This is a genomic window from Leptolyngbya sp. KIOST-1, from assembly GCF_000763385.1.
GTDB lineage: Bacteria > Cyanobacteriota > Cyanobacteriia > Phormidesmidales > Phormidesmidaceae > Nodosilinea.
The window spans coordinates 2,649,687-2,672,946 of record NZ_JQFA01000002.1 but is presented as its reverse complement, the minus strand read 5'-3'; the positions used below and the strand labels follow the sequence as shown (position 1 = coordinate 2,672,946).

The window sequence follows — 23,260 nt, the reverse complement described above, 5'->3', positions numbered from 1 at the left end:
AAGGTCGTTTCAGCAGTAGTGCCACTTATCACCGCTTAAACCTATGACCGCAACGCTGTCTACAAATACCCCAATTCAAATTCGGGGGTTGACCAAAACCTACGCCAATGGGTATCAGGCCTTGAAAGGGGTCAATCTGGATATCCCCATGGGTATGTTTGGGCTGCTGGGGCCAAACGGAGCCGGAAAATCTAGTCTGATGCGCACCATCGCCACCCTCCAGGAGGCCAGCGAGGGCACCATCCAGTGGGGCGACATCGACGTTCTGCAAGAGAAGGTGAAGGTGCGCCAGGTGTTGGGCTACTTGCCCCAGAGCTTTGGCGTGTACCCAGGGGTATCCGCCGAAAAGCTGCTGGATCACTTCGCGGCACTGAAAGGCATTACCAACGGCAAAGAGCGCAAGGAACTGGTGAAGCACCTGCTGGAGCAGGTGAATTTGCACGAGGCCCGCGATCGCGCCGTCAGCGGCTTTTCGGGCGGTATGCGGCAGCGGTTTGGCATTGCTCAAGCCCTGGTGGGCGACCCCCGACTGGTGATTGTGGACGAACCCACCGCTGGCCTCGACCCGGCGGAACGGGTGCGCTTCCTGAATTTGCTGAGCGAAATCTCGGAGCGGGCGGCGATCATTCTCTCCACCCACATTGTGGAGGACGTAAGCGAGCTGTGCCCCCAGATGGCGGTGCTGATTGCGGGCGAGATTCGCGCCACCGGCCAGCCAGCGGATCTCATGGATCAGCTAGCGGGCAAGGTATGGCGGATTCAGATCAAGCGCGATCAGCTGCCCAGCTATGAGGAAAACTACCAGGTACTCTCCACCCGCTTCTTTATGGGCGACATCATCGCCCGCATTTACAGCAAAGCCGACCCCGGTGCTGGGTTTGAGGTGGTTGAACCCGACCTGGAAGACGTCTACTTCTGCGTCATGAAGCAGATTCCGGCCTTGCAATCCTCAGTGATCCGAAACGCTGTCGTCTCCTAGATTCCAGGGTTCTTCAAGAACCCTGGAATCTCAAGCCCCTTCACTCTTCGCCTTGCCCCATGACCACCCATCCACCCATCCACCCATCCACCCCTGCCCCCGCCCCCTGGCAACCCGTCTGGGAGATTATCCGGTTTGAATTGCGAGAAAGCCTCCGCACCCGCTTTTTGCCGCTGGCCTTTGGCTTTTTCTTGGTCGTGGGGCTGCTGGTCATGCATGTCAACGGCAGCGATGTCCTGTTCTTTCCATTTCTCAGGCAAGCCGCAGGTACTGCCACCAAACCAGGGGAGATAATTCCCTACGCCAATGCCCCCCTGGCAATTATGAATACGGTGAGCCTTCTAGCGGGGATTCCTCTGGCAATTGTGGTAGCGGGCATCTTTGCCGATCGCGCCACCAAGGACTACACAGCCAACATGGATGGGCTGCTGTTCACCTCGCCCCTGAAGGAATGGCAGTTTGCCACAGGGCGATTAATCGCCAGTTTTTTGATCAGCCTGATTGTTTTCCTGGGATTGGGGTTCGGACTTTGGCTGGGGTCAATTTTGCCCTGGATGGCCCCTCAACGCATCGCTCCCTTCAATCTCCTCAGCTATGTCCAGCCGTACCTCGCTTTTGTCATTCCCAATATCCTGATTTTTGGTCTGTTTAGCTTTGCTCTGGGATTACTCAGCCGCCGCACCCTAACCAGTTACCTGAGCATCGTTGGGCTATATTTGGCCTCCAGCATTGTTGCCTTCACCTTTTCTGCGCTTAACTTGGGTGCGTTCTTCAATATTCTGGCGAATCCCTTTGGGGCTGGCTCCGTAGACTACGCTGTCCGGTTTTGGACCAAGATTGAGCAAAATACCTTGTCGGTGCCCTTTGCCCCGGCCATCTGGCTGTCGCGGTTGATCTATCTGGGGCTGAGCGTGGCCTTTTTTGCCTGGGTTTGGCGACGGTTTAGCTTTGCAGGCATGGCCACAGCCCGACCCAACCCCCGCCTGGATCAATTCCTAGACTGGGTAGAACGGCGGTTCCTGGTTTGGAAAACCACCCCACAGCGGGAACTCCCGGCACAAGCCGCCCCTGCCCGGTCTGAATTGGCAGCACTCCCCACCGCCCACCGCCACTATAGCCCCGGCGCCCAAGCGAGCCATGTCTGGCGCATCGCCCAAATGGAACTTAAGCGGTTGATCTGGAACCCGCTGGTGCTGGCGGTTTTAAGTATTAGCGTGCTGGTGTTGATGGTGTTGGTTGGCACGTCTATTCGCGACAATTCCGGTTTGCCCGCCCTGCCCGCTACAAGCTTCATTGTAGAAATGGCATCCTTGCTGATGAAGTTCCTGGCCCCGCTGTTGATTATTTTCCTGGCCGGGGATCTGGTCTGGCGGGAGCGGGAGGTGAAGGTAGACCCCCTCACCGATCCGCTACCCGTGCGCAGTTGGGCCTTGGTATTGGGTAAACTGCTGGCCCTAGCCCTGATTCTGGGGCTCGTCCTGGTTCTACTAACGGTGGGCGGGCTACTGGCCCAGACCCTACAGCAATACACCCACTACGAACTGGGGGTTTACGCCGTTGGGTTGTTTACCCTCGTGCTGGTGGATTTGCTGTTGATCAGCATTCTGGCGATGACCATTCAGGTGCTGGTCAACCAGAAGTTTCTGGGCTATGTGCTGTCTGCCGCCCTGGTGATTGTGTTCGCCCAGGGAGATGCGCTGTTTCGGTCGGCGCGATTGCTCCAGTACGGCTATAAACCCGATGCCATCTACAGCTCGATTAGCGGCTATGGCGGGATGTTGGAGCCAGTCCGCTGGTACCAGGGCTACTGGTTGGCGATCGCCCTCCTGCTCCTCTGCATCTCAGCTCTGTTTTGGGTGCGGGGCGTCGATACCCAACCCAAGCAGCGCTGGCGCATTGCCCGCCAGCGCTTCACCCGCCCCATGCAAACCGTCATGGGCCTCAGTGCCCTAGCCGCGATCCTCCTGGGGGGCTGGATTTTCTACAATACCCACCTGCTCAACCCGGCTCCTAGCCGCGCCCAGGTGGAAGCCCAGGTGATTGCCTACGAACAAGCCTACGGTCGCCTGATCGAGGCCCAGCCCAAGATCACCGCCGTGGATTGGCGGGGGGATCTGTACCCCGAAGCCAATGGCCACTTTGCCGTCAAGGGCACCTATACCCTAGAAAACAAGACCCAAAAGCCCATTGCCACCATTCTGCTGAACCTGCCCAGAGGCATTCAGGTCAATCAACTGACGGTCAACGGGAACGCTGCTACCACCACGGCAGAACATCCTGTGGTGCAAGCCTACGAATTTCCTCTGGCGGTTCCCATGCCACCGGGAGCCACTGCCGAAGTGAGCTTTGACCTGTTTAAACGGCCCGGCCCAGCAGTGGCAGAAGAAGGCATTAAGGATTTCAGCAGCCATTTCGAGAATGGCTTGAATTTCAGAAGCCTTGACTTTATGCCCATGGTCGGATTTTTCCAGCGGCCCCGGCTTAAGAATGAGCAGAAGCGCGAGCAGGCAGGCCTGCCCCCCCTCGATCCAACCGTCGAAGCCGCCAGACTGACCCAATACACCCCCCTCATAGCCGCTGGGGATGCTGACTTGGTCCAGTTCTCGGCCACTCTCAGCACCAGCGCTGATCAGATCGCCATTACCTCCGGCGAACTTGTGCAAGATTGGGTGGAGGGAAACCGCCACTACTTCCAGTACCAGAGCCAGGAGCCCATCCTTCCGGTGGTGCCCATCCTGTCGGGGCGGTACGAGGTGCTCAAGGACAACTGGCAGGACGTCCAGATCGAGCTGTACTCCCACCCAGGGCACGATCGCAACCTGGAACGCATGGTGCGGGGTATGAAAAACACCCTGGACTACGCCACTGAGAACTTCGGCCCCTTCCCCCACAAAACCCTGCGCCTGGTGGAAGTGCCCTACGTGGGCGAAGCCGTCAGCTTTCCGACCACCATCACCCGGGGCGAACGCTTTGGCTATCTGACTAAATTCGACGACAACGACCCCACCAGCGTAGACGAAGCCTTCCGCATTGCCGCCCACGAAACCGCCCACCAGTGGTGGGGACAGCAGCTCCTACCATCAGCCGCTCCAGGGAACAAATTTCTGCTGGAAGCCCTGCCGGAATACACCGCCAACCAGGTCTATGGCCGAGAATATGGCCCCGAAAAACTGGGGTTTGCCCTGCGTCGCAACCTGGATGGCTACTTGCAGAATCGGTCGCAATCCGATGTACCCCTGGTGGAGGCAGAGGCCCAGCACCTGGTTTACCTAAAAGGTGCCTTGGCTCTGTTTGCCCTGCAAGATTACCTGGGTGAAGATGTGGTGAATGGCCCTCTGGCTAACCTGCTGAAGCAGTATGCGGACGTGCCGCCCTACCCCTCTGCCACGGATCTGGTCGCCGCCCTCCGGGCCGTGACTCCCGCAAAATATCAGTACCTGATCGCCGACCTGTTTGAGACCGTTACCCTCTACGACAACCGGGTTACTGCCGCCGCCGTCATCCCCCGCGCCGACGGCCAGTTCGATGTCACCCTCACCATCAACACCGCCAAGGTGCGATCGGACGACATTGGCAACGAAACCCCCACCCCCATGAACCAGGAGGAAATCGATGTCGGAGTTTACAACGCTGAGGGCAAGCTGATCTACCTGAAGAAGCACCCGTTCTCCGACGGCGAGAGCCAGATCACCCTCACCGTCGATCAAGCCCCCGATCGGGTCGGCATTGACCCCCTGCACAAACTGATCGACAAACTGCCCGACGACAACATTGGGACTGTCATTGAGCAGGCCAGCCGCTGAATCCCAGCCATGGGGCCAATCGTGGCTGACTTCCAGAGGAATGCGATCGCGCTATACTAAGCGTAGTCGTTATGAGTTTACCCAGGGAGGTACGCCATGCAGGTTCGTATTCAGCGAATAGTTGAGGCGGTGAGGGCGGCGATCGCCCGCAGCAACGCCGCTGTGGCCGAGGGGCGTCGTTTGGTGCGCCAGGCCCGCGCCTAGCTGCACAGGCCCATAAAATCGAGCATCTGTCGCACCAGTCCAGGTTTGGTGACAGCCAGAATGGTGGAACCGCTCTCCAAAATGGTGCTGCCGTTGGGAATAGTCAAATCCTCGTGGGGGTGGGCCTGGTACCCAATAATCAATGTCCCGGCCGGGAACCGGGTATCCTGGGCGATCTCGGCCAGGGAGCGCCCCACAATGGTGCACTGCTGGGGAATCGGCAGCTTTAGCACCTCCACCTGCCCCTGCTCAAAATGCATCATCGCCTCCACCTGCGGGTATTCAATGGCGCTCACCATGCGGTTGATGGTGAGTTCCGTGGTGCTAATGGTGTGGGTGGCCCCGGCCAACTGGTAGGGTTCGGCAAAGTCGCGATCGCTCATGCGCACCACCGTCTGGGGCACGCCGTAGTGCTTGGAGAGGGTAACGATTGCCAGGTTGAGGGCGTCTTCCGGCAGGGCCGCAATCACCGCGTCGGCTTTGCGAATGCCTGCCTCCAGCAGCGTGGTGGTGTTAACGGCGCTGCCTTCAAACGCCATCACGCCAATTTTCTCGCGGGCGTACTGGCAGGCCAGCGGGTCGGTGTCCACCACCGCCACGGTGTGCCCCTCATCGAGCAGGGTTTTTGCCAGTTCCAGGCCCAGCATGCCAGCGCCGCCAATTAAAACGTACATGCTTTGTGACTCCTTAAGTCTGTGACTCCTTAAAAACAATGCTGGTCAAGCTGCTTTAGCGTGTCCCAACTCAATATCTATTTCGGTATCTCACCGCGATGGCCCAACGGGTTGAGTTCGCGTCCTGAGAAAGGGTGTTTTTTGAGTTGGGATACGCTTAGGGTAAAGTAACCCTCCAGAGGGATATACCAAAGTTTGAGGGTCTAGTATGCTCACCCGAGGAGGGGCCGTACTCAACCTGACTGACTAGAGACTCTACCCCATTTCCCATACTGACCTCTACGGAGCTATTCCATGAAAGGACTGACCGGCAAAACTGCCCTCGTGACCGGTGCTTCCTCAGGCATTGGTCAATCGATCGCCATTCGCCTGGCCCAGGAGGGCTGCAATGTGGCCATCAACTACCGCAAGGACAGCGAAGGGGCCGAAGACACCCGCCGCCAGGCCATGGAAAAGGCCTGCCAGGGCATCGAGGCCTGCGGGGTCAAAGCCCTGCTGGTCCAGGGCGATGTGTCTAAGGAAGAGGATGCGATTGCCATGGTGAAGCAGACCATTGAGCAGTTGGGTCAGCTCGATATTTTGATCAACAATGCCGGTGTGCAGACCGAAAGCCCCTCCGAGGCGATCGAGGCCGACGACTTTGACTGGGTGCTGGGGGTCAACCTGCGCGGGGCCTACCTGTGCGCCCGTGAAACCATCAAGCACCTGCTGGCGCAAAAACGCTCCGGCAGCATCATCAACATTTCAAGCGTCCACGAAATTATTCCACGACCCCAGTACCTCAGCTACTCCATCAGCAAAGGGGGCATGGGCAACATGACCAAAACCATGGCGCTGGAGTACGCCGCCAAAGGCATTCGGGTGAACGGCGTTGCCCCCGGAGCCACCATTACCCCCATTAACGAGTCCTGGACAGAGGATCCCGAGAAACAGGCCGAGGTCGAAAGCCACATCCCCATGGGCCGAGCGGGCACCAGCGACGAAATGGCCGCCGCGGTAGCCTTCCTCGCCTCTGAAGAAGCCGCTTACATCACCGGGCAAACCCTGTACATCGACGGCGGGCTCACCCTGTATGCCGATTTCCAGGAACCGTGGTCAGCGTAAAACTAGGTGTCGGGTGTCAGGGGTGCGGTAAAAGGTGTACGGTTCACGGTTCACGGTGGGACCGCAAACCGCAAACCCTGAACCGCAAATCGTGAACCGTCAACCCTGAACCCCAAACCCCATTCCTGAAGAACTGTTACACTTCCTCAACAATCGGTATTACCCATCGCTGCCGCGATGATACGATGCCCATCAAACGCCCATTAAGTGGTTGAGAGATAGGACTTCATGACTGAAACACTGACAGGTCAAACACCTATTTTTGGAGGCAGCACCGGCGGTCTCCTCACCAAAGCCCAGGTCGAAGAAAAGTATGCCATCACCTGGACCAGCCCCAAGAAGCAGGTTTTTGAAATGCCTACCGGTGGTGCGGCTTTCATGAACGAAGGGGAAAACCTTCTGTACCTGGCCCGCAAAGAGCAATGCCTGGCCCTGGGTCGCCAGCTCCGCGCCAAGTTCAAGCCCAGAATTGAAAACTACAAGATTTACCGGGTCTATGCCTCTGGCGAAACCCAGTATCTGCACCCGGCTGACGGTGTCTTCCCCGAGAAGGTCAATGAGGGCCGTGGGGCTGTCAACAGCATTGGCCGCAACATTGGGGCCAACCCCGACCCTGCCACCATTAAATTTAGCGGCAAAACTCCCTACGAAGTGTAAGCGTTTTTCTTAGGGTTTCAGACCTGGAACCCTAAGAAAAACCCTGCAGTGTAACGCTGCTAATCGCTGACTGTGACTGTTGTGTTGTGAGGGGCGTAGCTTAGGCTAGGCCCCTTTTGCTATCCAAGTCCGATTGCATCCAGGGTCATGTCTTTGTGCCCCCGCTGGGGCGGTAGAATAGGTGCCATGATTTTTCCCGCCTTTGAGCAGTTTCAGGCCTACGCCACCCAGGGCAACTTTGTGCCGGTCTATCAAGAGTGGCTGGCCGACTTAGATACCCCTGTGTCAGCCTGGTACAAAGTTTGCGCCGGGCAGCCCTACAGCTTTTTGCTGGAGTCAGTGGAGGGGGGCGAAACCCTGGGCCGCTACAGCTTTTTGGGCTGCGATCCGCTGTGGGTGTTAGAGAGCCGGGGCGATCGGTCGATTCAAACCCACCGCGATGGCACCGCCGTTGAGCATGGTGGCAATCCCTTTGACACCCTGGCCACCTGTCTTGCCCCTTACCGTCCGGTCAAGCTGCCCGCCCTGCCCCCTGGCATCGGTGGTCTGTTTGGCTTCTGGGGCTACGAGCTGATCCGCTGGATCGAGCCAACGGTGCCCATTTATCCGCTGGAGGAGGGGGATTTGCCCGACGGGCTGTGGATGCAGGTGGACAGTCTGCTGATCTTCGACCAGGTGCAGCGCAAGATCTGGGCGGTGGCCTACGCCGACCTGCGCGATCCCGCAACGGATCTGCGGGGAGCCTATGAGGGAGCCTGCGATCGCGTCCGGCAGCTGCTCCATAAGCTCACGCTGCCCCTGGCCGCAGAGCCAGCAACCCTGGCCTGGTCCCCCCCGTCCAGCCGCACCCCCGCCGTGGACTACATCAGTAACCGTACCCCCGCCGAGTTTTGTGCCAGCGTGGAGCGGGCTAAGGGCCACATTCAGGCTGGAGACATTTTTCAGGTGGTGATCTCCCAGCGGCTGAGCACCACCTACGCCGGAAATCCCTTTGACCTGTACCGCTCCCTGCGGCAGATCAACCCCTCCCCCTACATGTGCTATTTCAACTTCTACGACTGGCAGCTAATTGGCTCCAGCCCTGAGGTGATGGTCAAGGCTACCCTGGCCGACGACGACTCCAGCCAGCCCCGCATTGCCACCGTGCGCCCCATCGCTGGCACCCGCCCCCGGGGAAAAACCGCCGCCGAAGACACTGCCTACGAACACGACCTGCTGGCCGACCCCAAGGAGCGGGCCGAGCACGTCATGCTGGTTGACCTGGGCCGCAATGACCTGGGCCGGGTATGCCTCAGCGGCACCGTGCAGGTGGACGAGCTGATGGTGATCGAGCGCTATTCCCACGTTATGCACATTGTCAGCAATGTGGTGGGGCAGCTCAGCCCCAGCAAAACCGCCTGGGATTTGCTCAAGGCCTGCTTCCCGGCCGGTACCGTCAGCGGCGCGCCCAAAATCCGGGCCATGCAGATCATCCACGACCTGGAGCCCTGCCGTCGTGGTCCCTACTCTGGGGTCTACGGCTACTACGACTTTGAGGGGCAGCTCAACACCGCGATTACCATTCGCACCATGGTGGTGCGGGCCCTGCCCGAGGGCGGTCACAGCGTTGCTGTCCAGGCTGGGGCCGGGCTGGTGGCCGACTCAGTGCCTGAGTTGGAGTATCAGGAAACCCTGAACAAGGCGCGGGGCATGCTGGAAGCAATTCGTTGCCTGGGCTAATGCTGCTGGGCAGAGGTGGTACTGGCTTTATTGGGGTGCCGGGTGTCAGGTATCAGGAATGATTAGCTGAGCTAGGCGATCAGGTACTGGCTGCGCAGCTAGGCTGCTTACAGGGGCCATACCTTGGCCTGTTCTGCGGGTGTACTGAGAGACTATGTTGCCAGACCGATCGCCCGTTACAGACAACCCTCTGCCCAGGTGACCGAGGGAAATTGCCCGGCCCTAAACTGCGTGACGCGCCCCTGGTCGTCGGTTTCAAACACCAGTCGATAGACATCTTCGCCTGGATCCTGGGGGGTGAAGATCACGGTTTTGCCCAGGGTGTTTGGGTTGGTGGTTGCCTCTAGCTGGTTGCCGTACACCCGGACCAGATCGCGCTCGGTGGAGCCAATGCGAATGCCGCTGCGGGTGGTCGTCAGGCTGCCGGGCCAAACATCGACTCGCAGAACCCGGTCGTTGATGGCCATTAGCCCAACCGGTTCGGCGTAGTCCTGAATGCGGTAATACTGGCACTGGCCCTGGCTTGCTTCGGCGATCGCCACCAGGTCCAGCCCTTGCTCCCGCAGCTCCTCCAGGGTGATGCCAATGCGAATGGGGCCAAGGCCCGTGGTCTTGAGCGGGGCCGCCAGCAGCGCCAGGGTCGGGACTTGAGTCGCGTCGATGCCGGGGGAGAGGGCGATCGCCCGCTGCATCACCCGCAGCGAGTTAAGCGGGGCCAGCACGCCATGGAGCAGCGTACTGGCCTTGGGAACGTAGTACAGCGATCCGGTCCCTGAGGCCGCCGCCTGGCTATGGGTCGCCTGGGCTACCCCCCGCGACTGTTGACTGTGGCCAGCGGCCAGCAGGCCCGCCAGAGACGCCGTGGCGATCGCCGCCAGTACTCCAAGCCTTGGTTTTTTCCCTGTGACCATTCTGTTAAATCCGATGCGTGACTCAGCGTGTGTTGTAATCGGCAGGTGTGCCATCTGCGGGGGCAGGGGCGGTGAAATAACCGACAGTTTTAGCTCTAGCCAACCCTGAATTTAAACCGAGACTTTAGGCTGAAACAAGCGTAAAGCTTAGGCAAGAACTATCATAATGGGCAAGCCCAGTCAACATTGTGACCGGCTGCTCTAGTTTAGCAGTAGCCGACGCCCTGCCCAATGCCGCCGCTGTTTCCCCCCTTGCTTCGATTGAAACGTTGGACCCGCTCTCGGTCTGGGGTTGGCTGGCGATCGCTTGTCCCGGCTGGCTTGGCGGCGATCGCCGCAGGTCTGGCTCTGGCGGCCGCGATCGCTCCACCGTCCCCCGAGGCCCCAACCACCCTGATGCCGGTGGCGGCCTCGGGGCAGGCCAGGGGGCTGAGGGGGTGGTTGGGCTGGGGGCGCTACCCGCAACAACCCCTGGTGCTGCCGCCGCCGGTACTGCCCCAGCCCCTGCCGCCCCAGCAGGCCTGGCCCGAGCTACCGCTGGTGCAGGCTCAGCCCGGCTTTAGCGATCTCGACAGTGGTCACTGGGCCTGGCCTGTACTGGCCGATCTGAGCCGGCGCAACCTGGTGACGGGCTTTCCCGACGGTACCTTTCGGCCAACAGCCCCCATGACTCGGGCCGAGTTTGCGGCTCAGCTGGCCCAGCTATTTCCGCTGTCTCCGGAGCGATCGCAGCAGGTTCAGGTCCCCGCCTACGCCGATGTGGCCGCCAGTAACTGGGCCTACGACAGCGTGCGGCAGGCAGTGCAGATGGGATTCCTCAGCGGCTATCCCGACAACAGCTTTTTGCCCAACCAAACCATCAGCCGCATCCACGTGATTGTGGCCCTGTCCAACGGGCTGACGCTGAAGTCGAGCAGTAACCCGGCGACGGCGCTCAAAGCCTACCCCGACCACGGCCAGGTTCCCCCCTGGGCCCTCCGTCCCCTGGTCGCAGCGGTGGAGGCCGGTTTGGTGGTGAACTACCCCGATCGCGACCAGCTAGCGCCCAATCGCCCGGCCAGTCGGGCCGAGGTCGCCGTTATGCTCCATCGGGCTCTGGTCTACACGGGGTCGCTCAAGGCTGTCCAGGGGCCAGGGGGCGGGCTGGAGGCTCCTACCCCCTGATTGGCAGACCAGTACGCCTGTGCGGAGTTAAACGTATAGCGAAGGCTATAGTCCCGCTATAACCCCCAAAGATGCTGCATCACTGTGGGGATGCAGCCTACGGGTACCGATCAGTATGTGGGGAAAGACGCTTGGTAGCTGCTAAAAAGAGGGGAGCGAAATTCCGTCCATGCCGTCCTGCTCGAGGGTGGGCAGCTCCAGGCGCTGGCTGCGGCGCGTCCGCATCGCCAGTCGGTAGCTGACGCTCTGGAGTTCAGCCTGGAGCTGGCGGTTTTCCCGCTGAATCTCAGCGACCCGCTGCTTGACCGCCGCCATCCGATCGGCAAACTTTTGTCGGTACACCGTGGGTAGCTCCTGCACCACCTGCTCCAGCATCCGGGTGCGATCGGTGAGTTCCTGCACGGTTTGTCGCAGCTGCAGCACTTCGCCGTCGCGCTCTTCGAGCTGCCCTTGGTAAAAATCAATTTGCTTTTCAACACCGCGCAGCTGGTCGCGCAGAGCAGACATCTCGGCCTGGTGTTGCTCAGAGACCTCTGGGCTGGGCACAAACCCGGCGTTGCCCTTCACCAGCCGAAACAGCTCCTGGGAAAGCTGCTGCACAAGCTGATCGCGAATGGCCAACTCAGACTCAAGCCGGGCGATTTCCGCCTGGTGTTCATTCATGTCTGTATATGAGGACTGCGCCACGAGATTACTCCCACACCAACAACTAACCTAACTGCTCGATGCCCCAAAGCCTGAACCACCCTGCGTCCAGCCTTTGCCCAGAACGGCCAGGGCTGGCCGATGTAGCTGAGTCTTGCTGGGCCTACTGGGCCTAAATTGCCAGGGTGGATAAGTTGCTGATAATTTATAACACCTGCTAGAAAAGTTGGCACACCTAATTCAAATCTCCAGCGCTAGGCTTAACACTTAATGCAAAATGCCGCTGGTCAATCTACCCCTCAGGGCAGATTGACCAGCGGCACGGTTTGACCAGCGGCAGGGTGAAAATCTTGGGCTGTCACCGTGGCCTGGACTACTCTTCTTCGTCGCTAGCCGTAGCAGCGGCGACAGCCACGGGTTCTTCGACCTCTGCGGGCAGGGGTTCATCAGATTCTTGCTTCACGGTCAAAAATCGAATAACTTCATCGCTGAGGCGCATGGCCCGCTCCAGGGGAGCGATCGCCGCCCCAGGCCCGGTGTAGTTCATCTGGATGTAGATGCCCTCGCGATGGCGGTCGATCTCGTAGGCAAGGCGGCGCTTACCCCGGTGCTGCGTCTCCAGGATAGAAGCGCCCTGGTCCTTCAGCATGGCCTGGTACTTGCCGATGGTGGCATCAATGGCCTCGTCGTTTAGATCGGGCCGCAAAATGTACATGGTTTCGTACATGTAAGCTCTCATGAAAACTCCTTATGGACATAGTGGCCTTTAGCAGCCAAAAATGGGCATAAATAAGCGCTAATGGCGATCGCCACCCAGCGCCCACCCATGCCGAGGCATTGGCGCAAAGACAAGGATCTACAATCATACCAAGAATTAGCAGGCCAAGAGTAAGAAAATTATGGCGCAACGCTACGTTAGGGTTCAGTCTCAAACCGGGCAACTACACTACGGGCTGCTGCGTCCCGATCGCAGCGTGCAGGTGCTCGACGCACCACCCTGGCTCCAGGGACAGCCCACTGAGACTGAACTACTTCCCGGCGGCTACGACCTGCTGGCGCCCTGCGCCCCCTCCAAGGTGGTGGCTGTGGGCAAAAACTATCCCGACCACGCCGCCGAGATGGGCACCGCTACGCCGACTGAACCGCTGCTGTTTATCAAGCCCTCCACCGCAGTGACGGCGGCGGGGGCCCCCGTTTACTACCCTACCCAGGCGTCGCAGGTGGACTACGAAGGTGAACTGGCGGTGGTGATCGGCGATCGCTGTGCCCACGTGCCCCCCGAGGAGGCCCGCGCCAAAATTTGGGGCTACACCATTGCCAATGACATCACCGCCCGCGATCTGCAAAAGCGCGACGGTCAATGGACCCGCGCCAAGGGCTTTGACACCTTTTGCCCGCTGGGGCCCTGGATTGTGCGTGAACTGAGCCCTGGGGCCAGGCTGCAAACCTTTCTCAACAACCAGGAAACCCCCGTGCAGTCGGCCTCGGTCGACGAAATGACCTACAGCCCTGACTATCTGGTGGCATACATCAGCGGGATCATGACTCTGCTGCCGGGGGACGTGATTTTAACCGGCACCCCCGCCGGAGTCGGTCCCCTCAGCGTGGGGGATCAAGTCAGAGTGGCGATCGAAGGCATTGGTACTCTGGACAACTCCATCACCCTGAGGGCCTAGGGGCTGTCATCAATTAGCGGCCAACCGCCCAAAAATTAAAGGCTACAGCCCCTAGCCTGTCTTTTGGGTCGGGTGTGGCAACGCTTAATATACCGAGCTTTTGACCAAAATTGATGACACGCCCTAACGCACCTGCATGTGCACCGCCTCTGAAATGGTTGGAATCTCGGCGTACAGACCGCGAAAAGTCTGAACCAGGGAAAACCCAACCGAGATCAGCATGCCTAAAAACAGGACGTTGGAAAGGGTATTAAACAGCAGCGCCCCAAATACACTGGGATCCAGCAGGCTGAGAATCAGGCTAAACACCGCCAGAATAATGCTGAGTAGAATGGCCTGCATAGTGTTGAAGCGGATAAACCGACTGATATTTTCGTTGCGCACCACCAGCAGGATCAGGGCAAAAAATACGATCAGGCCGAAGAAGGGAATGGTTCGCTCCAGGGTGCCGTAGACGGTAATCAGCGGCGCCAGGGGCAGCAGCAAAAACCCAAAGACCGGAAACTGGCTAATCAGCTGAAGACCGTAGGGCAACCCCGCCGTAACTGGCAAAATATAGGGCAGGGCCGCCAGCAAGCGATCCACAATGTTGGGGTTGGGGGAACTGCTCCAGGTCATAATGTTTCTCCAGGCGACAGGCTAAAGGCTACCGAGTCATAGCTTTACCATATCGCAAACTCCAAGGGGGCGGACATGTTGCGGCGGCGACCGGGTCGCCCACACCGGGACTCAGGCCCACCCGATCGCCCCGAACCAGCCTTTGGCAGTCCCATTGGGTAGGCCGTGCCCACCAGCGCAACATCAATGTCCTTGGATAGGCTTTGAATGGGTCTGCTGAGCGCCACCAGGCCGCTTCCCCAGACGACAGGTCCGCAAGTTTTTCCTACTCAATGTCCGCCACTCGAAAACCCATCTGGCACTCAAACTGGGTCGGCTGAGCCTGGTCTAATCCAGCGATGCGACGACCGCACCGCAGTACCCCTTGCTGCCAGCGGGGCTGGCCGTGGCGATCGGCCATCAAACAGTTGCAGCACACCGTCTGGGGTGAAATGAGTTGGCTTTCAGTCATGATGACCAACATGGCGGTTACCTCCCCCGGGCCAGGGTTAACCTGATCTTTCTCTAATCTTAGGATGCCCTAGAGAACCTGCTGTGTGCTGGCATACGCAATCAAACGCAAACGGGCAGCCCTCCCGTGAGGCTGAAAACGCAGCGGAGGACCCACCCGTTTGCGACGAATGGAGAACGCCTAGTTCAGCGCCAAAGCTAAAAATTGGGGTTCCCGTAGGTGGGTAAAGCGGAGCGGATGCTGTTGGCGAAATCAACAATCTGCAAAATACTTTTGGAAAAGTTGCCCCCAAAAGCCCCCCCGGCCCCCAATCCTGGGGGTGCCGGAAGGTCAAAGTCCCCCAACTTTGGGGGACTTTGGGGGCCATCGCCGAGCAATTCCATGACGAAATAATTCGCCAACAGCATCAGCGGAGCGTAACCCGACGGCAGTCAGCCTTGTTGGGTTCTGCTAGCGCGCCACCCAACCTACAAGCTGTAACCCCTGGGTTTTGAGCGTTGAGCCGTTGATTGACGTCAGCCCCTAGTCTTTGGCCTGGCTGACTTCCCGAGACTCTGTGGAGGAGGGCCCTTTGCGCTTTTTGGGCAGGGGCACACCCCGCTCAGACCCCTCGGCATCGCTGCTGTGGTGCTCCCGCTGCCAGGATGGCACGGTTTTGTCGTAGGCCATCTGCAATGCGGCAGCGGCGATGGTACGCAGGTCATACTCTTCGCTGAGCTGAGACACAATGGGCAAAAACGAGGCCAGCCGCTCGCTGGTAATGGCTTCTCGCACCTGGTTGCGCAGCCGATCCAGATTGCGGGCGGCAATTTCAGCCCGGGTGGGAATTTTCATCAGGGTCATGGGCTGCTTGGTGTGGCGCTCAATTTGCCGCAGCTTGTACTTCTCCAGGGGAGTGACCAGGGAAATGGCCACCCCGTTTTTGCCCGCCCGTCCGGTGCGCCCAATCCGGTGCACGTAGTTTTCCATGGCGTCGGGCATGTCGAAGTTGATCACGTGGGTGAGGTCGTCGACATGGAGCCCGCGGGCGGCAATGTCGGTGGCCACCACCAGCTTCACCTGCTGCTGACGAAACCGCATCATCAGCCGCTCGCGCTGGGACTGGCTGAGGTCGCCGTGGTACTCATCAACGCTATAGCCCGCCGCTTGCAGCTGACGGGTGAGGTCGCCAGCGGTGCGGCGAGTTCGCACAAAAATAATGGCGGTTTCGGGATCCTCCAGCTCCAGGATCGGCTGCAGGGCCCGCACCTTCGTCCAGCCCCGGGGCACGATGTAGCTTACCTGCTGAATCTGCTTGGGGGAAGCCTTGGGGGACTGCACCGTCACGGTGACGGGCGAGTGGAGATACTTGGTGGCCAGCTCGCGGATTTCGGGGGCCATGGTGGCCGAGAAAAAGGCGGTTTGACGATTGGCCGGGGCCTTGCTGAGAATTTTTTCTACGTCTTGAATAAAGCCCATGTTGAGCATTTCGTCGGCTTCGTCGAGCACCAACCAGCCGAGGTTTTGCAGCGACAGGGTGCCCCGATTGAGCAGATCGAGCACCCGGCCCGGAGTTCCCACCACAATTTGAGTACCCCGGTTGAGCTGATCCTGCTGGCGCTCGATGGACTGACCGCCGTAGAGGGCCAGCACCTTGGGCCGCCCGCTGAGGCGAAAGCCGCGCATGGCCTGGCAGACCTGAATGGCGAGTTCGCGGGTGGGGGTGAGTACCAGGGCCTGAACAGCCGGGTTGCTGGGGTCAACCTGCTCCATCAGCGGCAGCGAAAAGGCGGCGGTTTTGCCGGTGCCGGTCTGGGCCTGACCAATCAAGTCGCGGCCCGAAAGCAGATGGGGAATGGCCTCCGCCTGAATAGCCGTGGGTTCTGCATAGCCCAAGCTTTCCAGATGGCTCACGCGGGCTTCTGACAACCCCAGGCTAGTAAACGATAAGGTCATGGTGGTTCCTTGGGACAGTGGACAACGGGTACAGGAAAGCGGGCGAGAAATTGTCAGGGATAAACGTTAGGGATTGAAGGTCAGGGGGCCAGAGTCAGGGCCGGGGTGGGCGCTGCGATCACCGGAGCCACATCGCCGAATAGGTCGTAGGTGTCGGCGGCGGTGATGGTCACGGGCACGATTTGATTGAGGGGGGCGGCCCCGCTCACGTAGACCAGGCCGTCCACCTCGGGGGCAAATCGGGCCGATCGCCCGATCGCCATACCCGTTGCCGGGTTTTCCTGCTCGATCAGCACATCGACCACGCGGCCAATGTGATCCCGGTTGTGCGCCCAGGCAATCGGCTGCTGGGCCAGCATCAGGACTTCGCGGCGGCGATCGCGCTCGGCCTCGGGCACCGGGTTGGGCAGATCATAGGCCGGGGTGTCCTCCTCCGGGGAAAAGCCAAACACACCCACGTGGTCAAACCGATGGCGCTCGACAAAGGCCAGCAGGTGCTCGAAGTGGGCCTCGGTTTCGCCCGGGAACCCAACGATAAACGTAGTCCGCAGCACGGCCTCCGGCAGGGCGTCTTTGATCCGGTGGATGACGTCGTCGTTCACCTGCCCCTGCCAGGGCCGGTTCATGGCCCGCAGCACTTCGGGGTGGGAGTGTTGCAGCGGCAGGTCGAGGTAGGGCAGCACGTTGGGGGTGTCGCGAATGGCGGCGATCACGGCTGGTGTCAGGCCCGTGGGGTACGCGTAGTGCATGCGAATCCAGGGCACATCGACCTCCCCCAGGGCGCGCAGCAGTTCGGCCAGCTGGGGCTTGCCATAGCGGTCTAGGCCGTAGTTGGTGGTGATTTGGGAGATCAGCACCAGCTCCTGTACCCCCTCGGCGGCCAGCTGGTGGGCCTCAGCCACGATGGACTCAATCGGGCGCGATCGCTGATTGCCTCGCAGGTGGGGAATGATGCAGAAGGCACAGCGATAGTCACAGCCCTCGGCGACCCGCAGGTAGGCAACGCTGGAGGCGGTGGTGCGATAGCGGGGTACGGTTTCGTCGGCGATGTAGGTGGGCTCTGGGGAGACCAGCTTTACTCGCTCTCCGGCTTCGGCCCGCTCAATCACCTCGACGATGCGGTTGTAGTCGCCGGTACCCACCAGGGCCACGGCCTCGGGAATTTCCTCGAGCAGCTCGTGCTGAAAGTGCTGGGCCAGACAGCCCGTAATGACGACTTTCTTTTGGGCGGCGGCCAGCTCCACCAGGGTGCGCACCGACTCTTCCCGCGCCGCTTCAATAAAGCTACAGGTGTTGACCACCACGTAGTCGGCCAACTCCTCGTTGGCATCGACCTGATAGCCGGCCTGCACCAGCAACCCCAGCATGTGCTCGGTATCGACCCGGTTCTTCTCGCAGCCCAGGTGGTTAAATGCAACCGTTGGCTTTAGCCCCATGGTGTCCCTTAGTGTCTCTCGAATTTTGTGATCACGCCAATTCTGCCAAAGACGTTAGTCGGTAATTGCTGGGGGTAGCGATCGCATCGGGCGATCGCGCACCGCTTAACAGGTACCAGCATGACTCACGCTACCACTTAGGCATCCATCAATCCTGTGTTGACGAATTGCCCAGCAAATCTTTTGGCCAATGGCACCAGGGGGCAATACAAATTAACACTCATAAATAATACAACACAAAAGCAGCCGGTGTCCCAAATCGGACCCCAGGGGTTGATATGCTGATAGGGTAGATTGGCCGTTGCCGCAGCAAGCGCTGTGGCAAGCTGCGATGATCTAGTGTCCTATAACGTTCTGCGAGTCCAGGCAAAATTCACGTGGACTTAATCGAAGTATTCAACACCCACAACCCGGTCATTGGGGTATTACACCTGTTGCCCCTACCCACCTCACCTCGCTGGCAGGGGGATTTACAGGCCGTTGTCGATCGCGCTGAGCAGGAGGCCACGGCCCTGGCCTCGGGCGGCGTCCACGGCATTATTATTGAAAACTTTTTTGATGCCCCCTTTGCCAAAGGGCCGGTAGACCCGGCGGTGGTCAGCGCCATGGGGCTGGTGGTGCAGCGCCTGCAAACCCTGATCACGCTACCTCTGGGCATCAATGTGCTGCGCAACGATGCCCGCAGTGCTCTGGCGATCGCCACCTGTACCGGGGCGGCATTCATTCGCGTCAACGTGTTGACCGGGGTAATGGCTACCGATCAGGGCCTGATTGAAGGCTGTGCCCACGACCTGCTGCGCTACCGCAAAGAGCTGGGCAGCTCGGTGAAAATTCTGGCCGATGTGCTGGTCAAGCACGCCCGCCCCCTGGGATCGCCCAACCTGACCACCGCCGTGCAGGAAACGATTCACCGGGGCCTGGCCGACGGCATTATACTGTCGGGCTGGGCCACGGGCAGCCCCCCCAGCCTCGAAGATCTGGAGCTGGCCAAGGCCGCTGCGGGCGATCGCCCGGTGTTCATCGGCAGTGGGGCCGATGTGGACAACATTAACACCCTGATGAAGGCTGCCGATGGGGTCATCGTTGCCAGTTCTCTCAAGCGCCAGGGGGACATCAACCAGCCCATTGACCCGATCCGGGTCGGGCAGTTTGTCGAGGCAATGCAGGAGGGGTTGCAGACCCTGGAGGGTAATCCCCTGCCGACCATGGTGGCCCCTTAGGGATTGATTGAGCTCAAATCAGCTCAAAGCTGACGGGTCGGTGGGGTTTCAGGTGCCCAGTTTGGTGCACGGCGCCAGGTTTCAGGTGCAGGGCTGGAACTAGAACCGCAGCCCTGAAACGGGGAATCGTAGATTGCTGCTTCGCCACTGTGCAAATCGGCTGAGTACTGGGGTGCCTGTTGCCCCTTTGGGCTATGCATTAAGATAGACCCGGGAGCCACAGTCCTCGGCACTATTGGCTACCCTAGTCAGCAGGTGAGTTGGATTAACCGTTTTGGAAGAGAGACGCATTATGAGACGCCGCCGCCAGGAGAGCCGCTGGATTCACCGATGGTCACGCTGGATGGTAGCGGGCATTGCCTCGGTGGGCGCGTTAGGGACGGCGTTCCTGACGATCAATAAACTGACCGGCGGCGGCGGTGCCTGTCCTACGGAGGGCTGCGAGCGCGTGTTTGCCAGTCCCTATGCAACGATCTTTGGGCTGCCGTTAACTCTGTTCGGGTTTTTGGCCTACGCCACAATGTTCACCCTGGCGCTGGCTCCCCTGGTGATCAATCCCGACCAAAATAAGGTGCTGCGCCAGAAGCTGGAGGCCTGGACCTGGCCGCTGATGTTCATGGTGGCCTCGTCTATGGTGGTGTTTAGCGCCTACCTGATGACGCTGCTGGCGTTTGAAATCCAGGCGTTCTGTCCCTACTGCGTTTCGTCGGCCCTGTTTGCCCTGGCGATGTTTGGCATCGTTCTGTTTGGCAACCGCTGGGATGATTTGGGCCAGCTGGCATTTATCGGCTTTATTGTCGGGATTGTCACCCTAACCAGTACCCTGGCCATCTATGCGCCCATTCGAGCTGGCGGCGGCGGCAGTCGTCCAGCTACCGTAGCGGCCGGGCAGCCTGGGCCACCGGTCACCACCGCCTCTGGCCCCGCTGAAATAGCGCTGGCCAATCACCTGAATGATATTGGCGCGACGTTTTATGGAGCCTGGTGGTGTCCCCACTGCCACGACCAAAAGCAACTGTTCGGGGCCGAAGCCGCCACCATCTTCACCTACGTCGAGTGCGCCGAGGATGGGCAAAATCCCCAAACCGCTCTGTGCCGCTCTAAGCCGGAAATTACTGGCTTCCCCAGCTGGGAGATCAACGGCGAATTCTACGCCGGTACCCAGAGCCTGACCCGCCTGGCGGAGATCTCGGGGTACACAGGTCCGATGAACTTCCAGCGCTAGGGCTTGATTTAACAAAGCCCATTTGTTATGTCCCAATGACATAAAGGGGAGGACATCTACAGGTGATGCCCTCCCCTTTGTGTTGGTGGTCTATAACAATTGATGACAGCGCCTTAGGTGACAAGCCCTACCCCTAGCACCACCATCACGAACAGGATCAACGCGATCAACAGAAAGCTGCCAAACAGGATTCGAGAGATTTTCGCCGCCCCACGTGCGATGCCGGAAAACCCTAAAACCCCCGCAATAACGGCTATGACTAAGGCGATAGTGGCCCAGGTTAGTAGATCCATTCGCGTTCTCCCGCAAGCAAGCAACGCCTTCAACCTAGAGGTTTGCTCCAGTCCTGTCGTCTACCTTTTGAGTGAGGCCTCCTTGGCCCTCGTCGGCTGTTCGGGGGGCGATAGCGGGAGTTGATGGCATCCCCTGAAGTCTATTGGGGCCAAATGTAGCCCAGGTCGTCGATGGTCAGAGGGGTGTCGGGAAAGTCGCGCTGGGTGAACTGGCGGATGAGAATGACCCCGCCAAAGTGGTCGTCGAGGTAGGGCACGCCGTTGCGATCGAGGGCGACTGGGATAATCCGACCGCCCACAAAGTTGCCCCCGGCATCGAGATCGGTCTGGAGAATCAGCGAGGTGCCCAGGGGGCCAACGGTGGAGAGGCTGCGGTAGCCGACAAAGTTGCCCAGGGAATAGGCGATCAGCTTGCCCTGGTACAGCTCAAGCGCTCTGGGCACGTGGGGGCCGTGGCCTAACACCAGGTCTGCCCCGTGGTCAATGACGGTGCGGGAGAACTGCACCACGTTGCCGCGATTTTCAGAAAAGAAAAATTCGGTCTGGTCGCGGGTGACGGTGGCGTCGGTACCTTCCTTACCCGCATGGAACGACACAACGACGATGTCCGCCTGAGCCTTCGCGGTCTGTACCAGGGCGATCGCCGCCTCCAGATCCTGCACCCGGTTGTGCTCAGGGTAGGTGCTAAAGCCAATGAAGGCCACCGTTTGCCCCCTGGCCTCGACGTACAAAATTTCGTTTTTGCGGCCCACGGCCTTCATCCCCGCCGCCTCGATGTGGGCGATGGTGTCCTCAAACCCCTGCTGGGCGAAATCCATGGAGTGGTTGTTGGCCACGCTGAGCACGTCGAAACCGGCCTCTTTGAGCACGCTGGCGTACCAGGGCGGGGTGCGAAAGGCAAAGACATTGCCCCGGCTGGTATCTTTGGCGCTGCGGGGTACCTCGGTCAGGGTGCTCTCGAAGTTGCCAAAGGTGATGTCGGCGTCGCCCAGGTGATACTGAATGCTGCCAAACAGGTACTGCCAATCCTCGGGCAGGCGGTAGCGCTGGTAGTCGCTGCCGGGGATAATGTCGCCCACGGCTTTGATCGTGAGGGTGACTGGAGTTGCCAGAACCGGGGGGGCGATCGCGGCGGTCCGCTCTGCGATCAGCGGCTGCAGGGGCGTGGCCTCAGGGGGCGTCCCCGAGGCGATGGCGGGCAGGGTCGCTGCTGAAGTTTGAGTCACATCGGCCGCAGTCAGCTCGGCGTCAGCGACCTCGGCGGGGCGCTGCTGGGTGTACCGCCACTGGGTTACCCCGCCAGCCAGGCCAAACCCCAGGCCGATCGCAGTCAAGGTCAGCGCCCACGGCCAGCGGCGATCGCGCGGTGCCGCCAGTCCATGCTCCGCCTGCCCGGCGGCGGGCAGGCCCTGAGGGATACCCGCAGATTCGGGTGAGTGAGCCATCTGGGAGTGCCCCTCGGCCTGGGCGGGTAAAACCGTCTCGTGCGCCTGGGCTGCCTGCGGCATAGGGGGCGCTGGCAGCCCAGGGTCCAGATCAAAGTCGCGCTGCCAGCGGTTGAGCAGGCGCTTCTCCGTGCCGTCGAGGACCTTGAGGTGGGCGATGGTCTCTAGCCTCAGGGCACTGACGGCGGCGTGAATGGGAGGCAGGTAGAGGTCTAACGGCAGCGGTGGGGCGGCGGTGAGAAAGACGTACAGGGTGCGATCGCGCCGCGAAACCTCCACGCGCACCCGGCTGTCGTCTACAACGGTGGCCAGTATTTGGGCGATCGCGCCCAGGTTTCCCGCCTGGGCTTGGGTCCAGGCCACCGATTGGGTTAAATCAGCAATACTCACCGTAAACAGCCATTCTGCACTGCGCTACGCCAAATCATAGCGCCAGGAGAATAGTTTGAGCCGTTTTGACCCGTTTGAGCCGCCATATAGCCATTGCGCTGACCCAGTTCTGGCTAGCAACAGGGGCAGATGTCCTAAGCGCAATGGCCATCGCTATACCTACAAAAAGCCCCGCTGGTCACAACCAGCGGGGCAACAGTGGGTTTATACGGAACGCTAGAAACGTTTGTAAGTGGTCAAGCGACTGCCGCCGCTGACCACCCCCCTATCGAGGAGCTTTGATATCGCGGTAGCGACCCTGGCGACGGGCGGCCCCCCGACGACCGGGGAGACCCACGCTGGCCATCCCCAGCAGGCCCAAAGCCACCTTGGCACCGGGCCGATGGGGCATAGTCTGGGTTTGGGCCTGGGTGGGCTGATAGGGCTGAGTCGTCTGGCGATACTCGGCTCCAGCCAATGAAAGTAGCCCCGCCACAATAAAGGCGCTGAGATGGCTGAGCGATTTGTCAACCGCAGGCACCTCGTAGTGGGTTGAAAAGGTTCTGACTAGAAACCAAATAAACAATCCAACGCAAATTAGCAGGGCGATCGCGTTAATGGCCGGACTATGGGCAAAGGTGTAGATCGCACCTTCGGTGGGACCGTCAATCGCGCCCTCAAACTCTTCAAAGGTAGAGAATGGACTGGACATGGCACTTGTTCCTCAAATGT

Annotated in this window: 20 protein-coding genes; 9 read left to right on the top strand and 11 right to left on the bottom strand. The window is 59.9% G+C overall.

The window, feature by feature from the left end:
- Positions 1 to 43 precede the first annotated feature (43 nt).
- Positions 44 to 979, top strand: a complete 936-nt coding sequence (locus NF78_RS11935; RefSeq protein WP_035986610.1) for an ABC transporter ATP-binding protein — start codon at positions 44 to 46, stop codon at positions 977 to 979.
- 59 nt (positions 980 to 1,038) lie between these two features.
- Positions 1,039 to 4,782 (top strand): ABC transporter permease/M1 family aminopeptidase, encoded by a 3,744-nt coding sequence (locus NF78_RS11930; RefSeq protein WP_035986608.1) that lies wholly within the window; start codon positions 1,039 to 1,041, stop codon positions 4,780 to 4,782.
- Positions 4,783 to 4,982: 200 nt separating this feature from the next.
- On the opposite strand, the gene NF78_RS11925 is transcribed toward NF78_RS11930, so the two are convergent.
- A complete protein-coding gene (locus NF78_RS11925; RefSeq protein WP_035986607.1) occupies positions 4,983 to 5,660 on the bottom strand; it encodes a potassium channel family protein in 678 nt (225 codons plus the stop codon).
- A 294-nt stretch (positions 5,661 to 5,954) separates the two neighbouring features.
- Between NF78_RS11925 and NF78_RS11920 the strand changes: the two genes are divergently transcribed.
- The 3 genes from NF78_RS11920 to NF78_RS11910 all read left to right on the top strand — a co-directional run bounded on the left by NF78_RS11920 (position 5,955) and on the right by NF78_RS11910 (position 9,140).
- A complete protein-coding gene (locus NF78_RS11920; protein WP_035986605.1) occupies positions 5,955 to 6,764 on the top strand; it encodes a glucose 1-dehydrogenase in 810 nt (269 codons plus the stop codon).
- Positions 6,765 to 6,992: 228 nt separating this feature from the next.
- The gene (locus NF78_RS11915; protein ID WP_035986603.1) at positions 6,993 to 7,421 is read left to right on the top strand and encodes a photosystem I reaction center subunit II PsaD; all 429 of its coding nucleotides are present in this window, start codon (positions 6,993 to 6,995) and stop codon (positions 7,419 to 7,421) included.
- A 186-nt stretch (positions 7,422 to 7,607) separates the two neighbouring features.
- Positions 7,608 to 9,140 (top strand): anthranilate synthase component I family protein, encoded by a 1,533-nt coding sequence (locus NF78_RS11910; RefSeq protein WP_035986600.1) that lies wholly within the window; start codon positions 7,608 to 7,610, stop codon positions 9,138 to 9,140.
- A gap of 176 nt (positions 9,141 to 9,316) precedes the next feature.
- Here the strand turns inward: NF78_RS11910 and NF78_RS28195 are convergent, their stop codons facing one another.
- Positions 9,317 to 10,051, bottom strand: a complete 735-nt coding sequence (locus tag NF78_RS28195; protein ID WP_052050231.1) for a hypothetical protein — start codon at positions 10,049 to 10,051, stop codon at positions 9,317 to 9,319.
- Positions 10,052 to 10,312: 261 nt separating this feature from the next.
- Between NF78_RS28195 and NF78_RS11900 the strand changes: the two genes are divergently transcribed.
- Complete coding sequence (locus NF78_RS11900; protein WP_197064819.1) at positions 10,313 to 11,215, top strand: S-layer homology domain-containing protein; 903 nt, start codon at positions 10,313 to 10,315, stop codon at positions 11,213 to 11,215.
- A gap of 141 nt (positions 11,216 to 11,356) precedes the next feature.
- Here the strand turns inward: NF78_RS11900 and NF78_RS11895 are convergent, their stop codons facing one another.
- Positions 11,357 to 11,902: an Npun_F5560 family protein gene (locus NF78_RS11895; protein WP_318655463.1), complete on the bottom strand. Its 546-nt coding sequence runs from the start codon at positions 11,900 to 11,902 to the stop codon at positions 11,357 to 11,359.
- 331 nt (positions 11,903 to 12,233) lie between these two features.
- On the bottom strand, positions 12,234 to 12,599 hold the full coding sequence (gene rpsF, locus NF78_RS11890; RefSeq protein ID WP_035986594.1) for a 30S ribosomal protein S6: 366 nt from the start codon (positions 12,597 to 12,599) through the stop codon (positions 12,234 to 12,236).
- 160 nt (positions 12,600 to 12,759) lie between these two features.
- Here rpsF and NF78_RS11885 point away from each other — a divergent pair, with 160 nt between their 5' ends.
- Complete coding sequence (locus NF78_RS11885) at positions 12,760 to 13,536, top strand: fumarylacetoacetate hydrolase family protein (RefSeq protein ID WP_035986591.1); 777 nt, start codon at positions 12,760 to 12,762, stop codon at positions 13,534 to 13,536.
- Between the two features lie 123 nt (positions 13,537 to 13,659).
- On the opposite strand, the gene NF78_RS11880 is transcribed toward NF78_RS11885, so the two are convergent.
- The 4 genes from NF78_RS11880 to rimO form a co-directional block, all read right to left on the bottom strand.
- Complete coding sequence (locus NF78_RS11880; protein ID WP_035986588.1) at positions 13,660 to 14,154, bottom strand: Tic20 family protein; 495 nt, start codon at positions 14,152 to 14,154, stop codon at positions 13,660 to 13,662.
- A gap of 265 nt (positions 14,155 to 14,419) precedes the next feature.
- Positions 14,420 to 14,617 (bottom strand): hypothetical protein, encoded by a 198-nt coding sequence (locus NF78_RS11875; RefSeq protein ID WP_035986585.1) that lies wholly within the window; start codon positions 14,615 to 14,617, stop codon positions 14,420 to 14,422.
- Between the two features lie 510 nt (positions 14,618 to 15,127).
- Positions 15,128 to 16,540 carry a DEAD/DEAH box helicase gene (locus NF78_RS11865; protein WP_035986580.1) on the bottom strand — a complete coding sequence of 471 codons (1,413 nt, stop codon included), beginning with the start codon at positions 16,538 to 16,540 and terminating at the stop codon, positions 15,128 to 15,130.
- Positions 16,541 to 16,620: 80 nt separating this feature from the next.
- The gene (rimO, locus tag NF78_RS11860) at positions 16,621 to 17,976 is read right to left on the bottom strand and encodes a 30S ribosomal protein S12 methylthiotransferase RimO (protein WP_035986578.1); all 1,356 of its coding nucleotides are present in this window, start codon (positions 17,974 to 17,976) and stop codon (positions 16,621 to 16,623) included.
- 377 nt (positions 17,977 to 18,353) lie between these two features.
- Here rimO and btpA point away from each other — a divergent pair, with 377 nt between their 5' ends.
- Positions 18,354 to 19,196, top strand: coding sequence for a photosystem I biogenesis protein BtpA (btpA, locus tag NF78_RS11855; RefSeq protein ID WP_035986575.1), 843 nt, complete (start codon positions 18,354 to 18,356; stop codon positions 19,194 to 19,196).
- 292 nt (positions 19,197 to 19,488) lie between these two features.
- Positions 19,489 to 20,421 (top strand): vitamin K epoxide reductase family protein, encoded by a 933-nt coding sequence (locus tag NF78_RS11850; RefSeq protein WP_035986573.1) that lies wholly within the window; start codon positions 19,489 to 19,491, stop codon positions 20,419 to 20,421.
- Positions 20,422 to 20,534: 113 nt separating this feature from the next.
- Here the strand turns inward: NF78_RS11850 and NF78_RS11845 are convergent, their stop codons facing one another.
- The 3 genes from NF78_RS11845 to NF78_RS11835 all read right to left on the bottom strand — a co-directional run bounded on the left by NF78_RS11845 (position 20,535) and on the right by NF78_RS11835 (position 23,240).
- Positions 20,535 to 20,714 carry a DUF1328 domain-containing protein gene (locus NF78_RS11845; protein ID WP_035986572.1) on the bottom strand — a complete coding sequence of 60 codons (180 nt, stop codon included), beginning with the start codon at positions 20,712 to 20,714 and terminating at the stop codon, positions 20,535 to 20,537.
- Between the two features lie 140 nt (positions 20,715 to 20,854).
- Positions 20,855 to 22,549, bottom strand: a complete 1,695-nt coding sequence (locus tag NF78_RS11840; protein ID WP_052050227.1) for a CapA family protein — start codon at positions 22,547 to 22,549, stop codon at positions 20,855 to 20,857.
- 265 nt (positions 22,550 to 22,814) lie between these two features.
- Positions 22,815 to 23,240, bottom strand: a complete 426-nt coding sequence (locus NF78_RS11835) for a hypothetical protein (RefSeq protein ID WP_035986571.1) — start codon at positions 23,238 to 23,240, stop codon at positions 22,815 to 22,817.
- Positions 23,241 to 23,260 lie beyond the last annotated feature (20 nt).

Bases quoted from the DNA above. Each gene is read 5' to 3' on its own strand.
- rpsF (WP_035986594.1), bottom strand. From the start codon at position 12,599: ATGAGAGCTTACATGTACGAAACCATGTACATTTTGCGGCCCGATCTA.
- NF78_RS11850 (WP_035986573.1), top strand. From the start codon at position 19,489: ATGAGACGCCGCCGCCAGGAGAGCCGCTGGATTCACCGATGGTCACGC.
- NF78_RS11910 (WP_035986600.1), top strand. From the start codon at position 7,608: ATGATTTTTCCCGCCTTTGAGCAGTTTCAGGCCTACGCCACCCAGGGC.
- NF78_RS11885 (WP_035986591.1), top strand. From the start codon at position 12,760: ATGGCGCAACGCTACGTTAGGGTTCAGTCTCAAACCGGGCAACTACAC.
- NF78_RS11925 (WP_035986607.1), bottom strand. From the start codon at position 5,660: ATGTACGTTTTAATTGGCGGCGCTGGCATGCTGGGCCTGGAACTGGCA.
- NF78_RS11930 (WP_035986608.1), top strand. From the start codon at position 1,039: ATGACCACCCATCCACCCATCCACCCATCCACCCCTGCCCCCGCCCCC.
- NF78_RS11880 (WP_035986588.1), bottom strand. From the start codon at position 14,154: ATGACCTGGAGCAGTTCCCCCAACCCCAACATTGTGGATCGCTTGCTG.
- NF78_RS28195 (WP_052050231.1), bottom strand. From the start codon at position 10,051: ATGGTCACAGGGAAAAAACCAAGGCTTGGAGTACTGGCGGCGATCGCC.
- NF78_RS11845 (WP_035986572.1), bottom strand. From the start codon at position 20,714: ATGGATCTACTAACCTGGGCCACTATCGCCTTAGTCATAGCCGTTATT.
- NF78_RS11935 (WP_035986610.1), top strand. From the start codon at position 44: ATGACCGCAACGCTGTCTACAAATACCCCAATTCAAATTCGGGGGTTG.
- NF78_RS11865 (WP_035986580.1), bottom strand. From the start codon at position 16,540: ATGACCTTATCGTTTACTAGCCTGGGGTTGTCAGAAGCCCGCGTGAGC.
- rimO (WP_035986578.1), bottom strand. From the start codon at position 17,976: ATGGGGCTAAAGCCAACGGTTGCATTTAACCACCTGGGCTGCGAGAAG.
- NF78_RS11915 (WP_035986603.1), top strand. From the start codon at position 6,993: ATGACTGAAACACTGACAGGTCAAACACCTATTTTTGGAGGCAGCACC.
- NF78_RS11920 (WP_035986605.1), top strand. From the start codon at position 5,955: ATGAAAGGACTGACCGGCAAAACTGCCCTCGTGACCGGTGCTTCCTCA.
- NF78_RS11835 (WP_035986571.1), bottom strand. From the start codon at position 23,240: ATGTCCAGTCCATTCTCTACCTTTGAAGAGTTTGAGGGCGCGATTGAC.
- NF78_RS11875 (WP_035986585.1), bottom strand. From the start codon at position 14,617: ATGTTGGTCATCATGACTGAAAGCCAACTCATTTCACCCCAGACGGTG.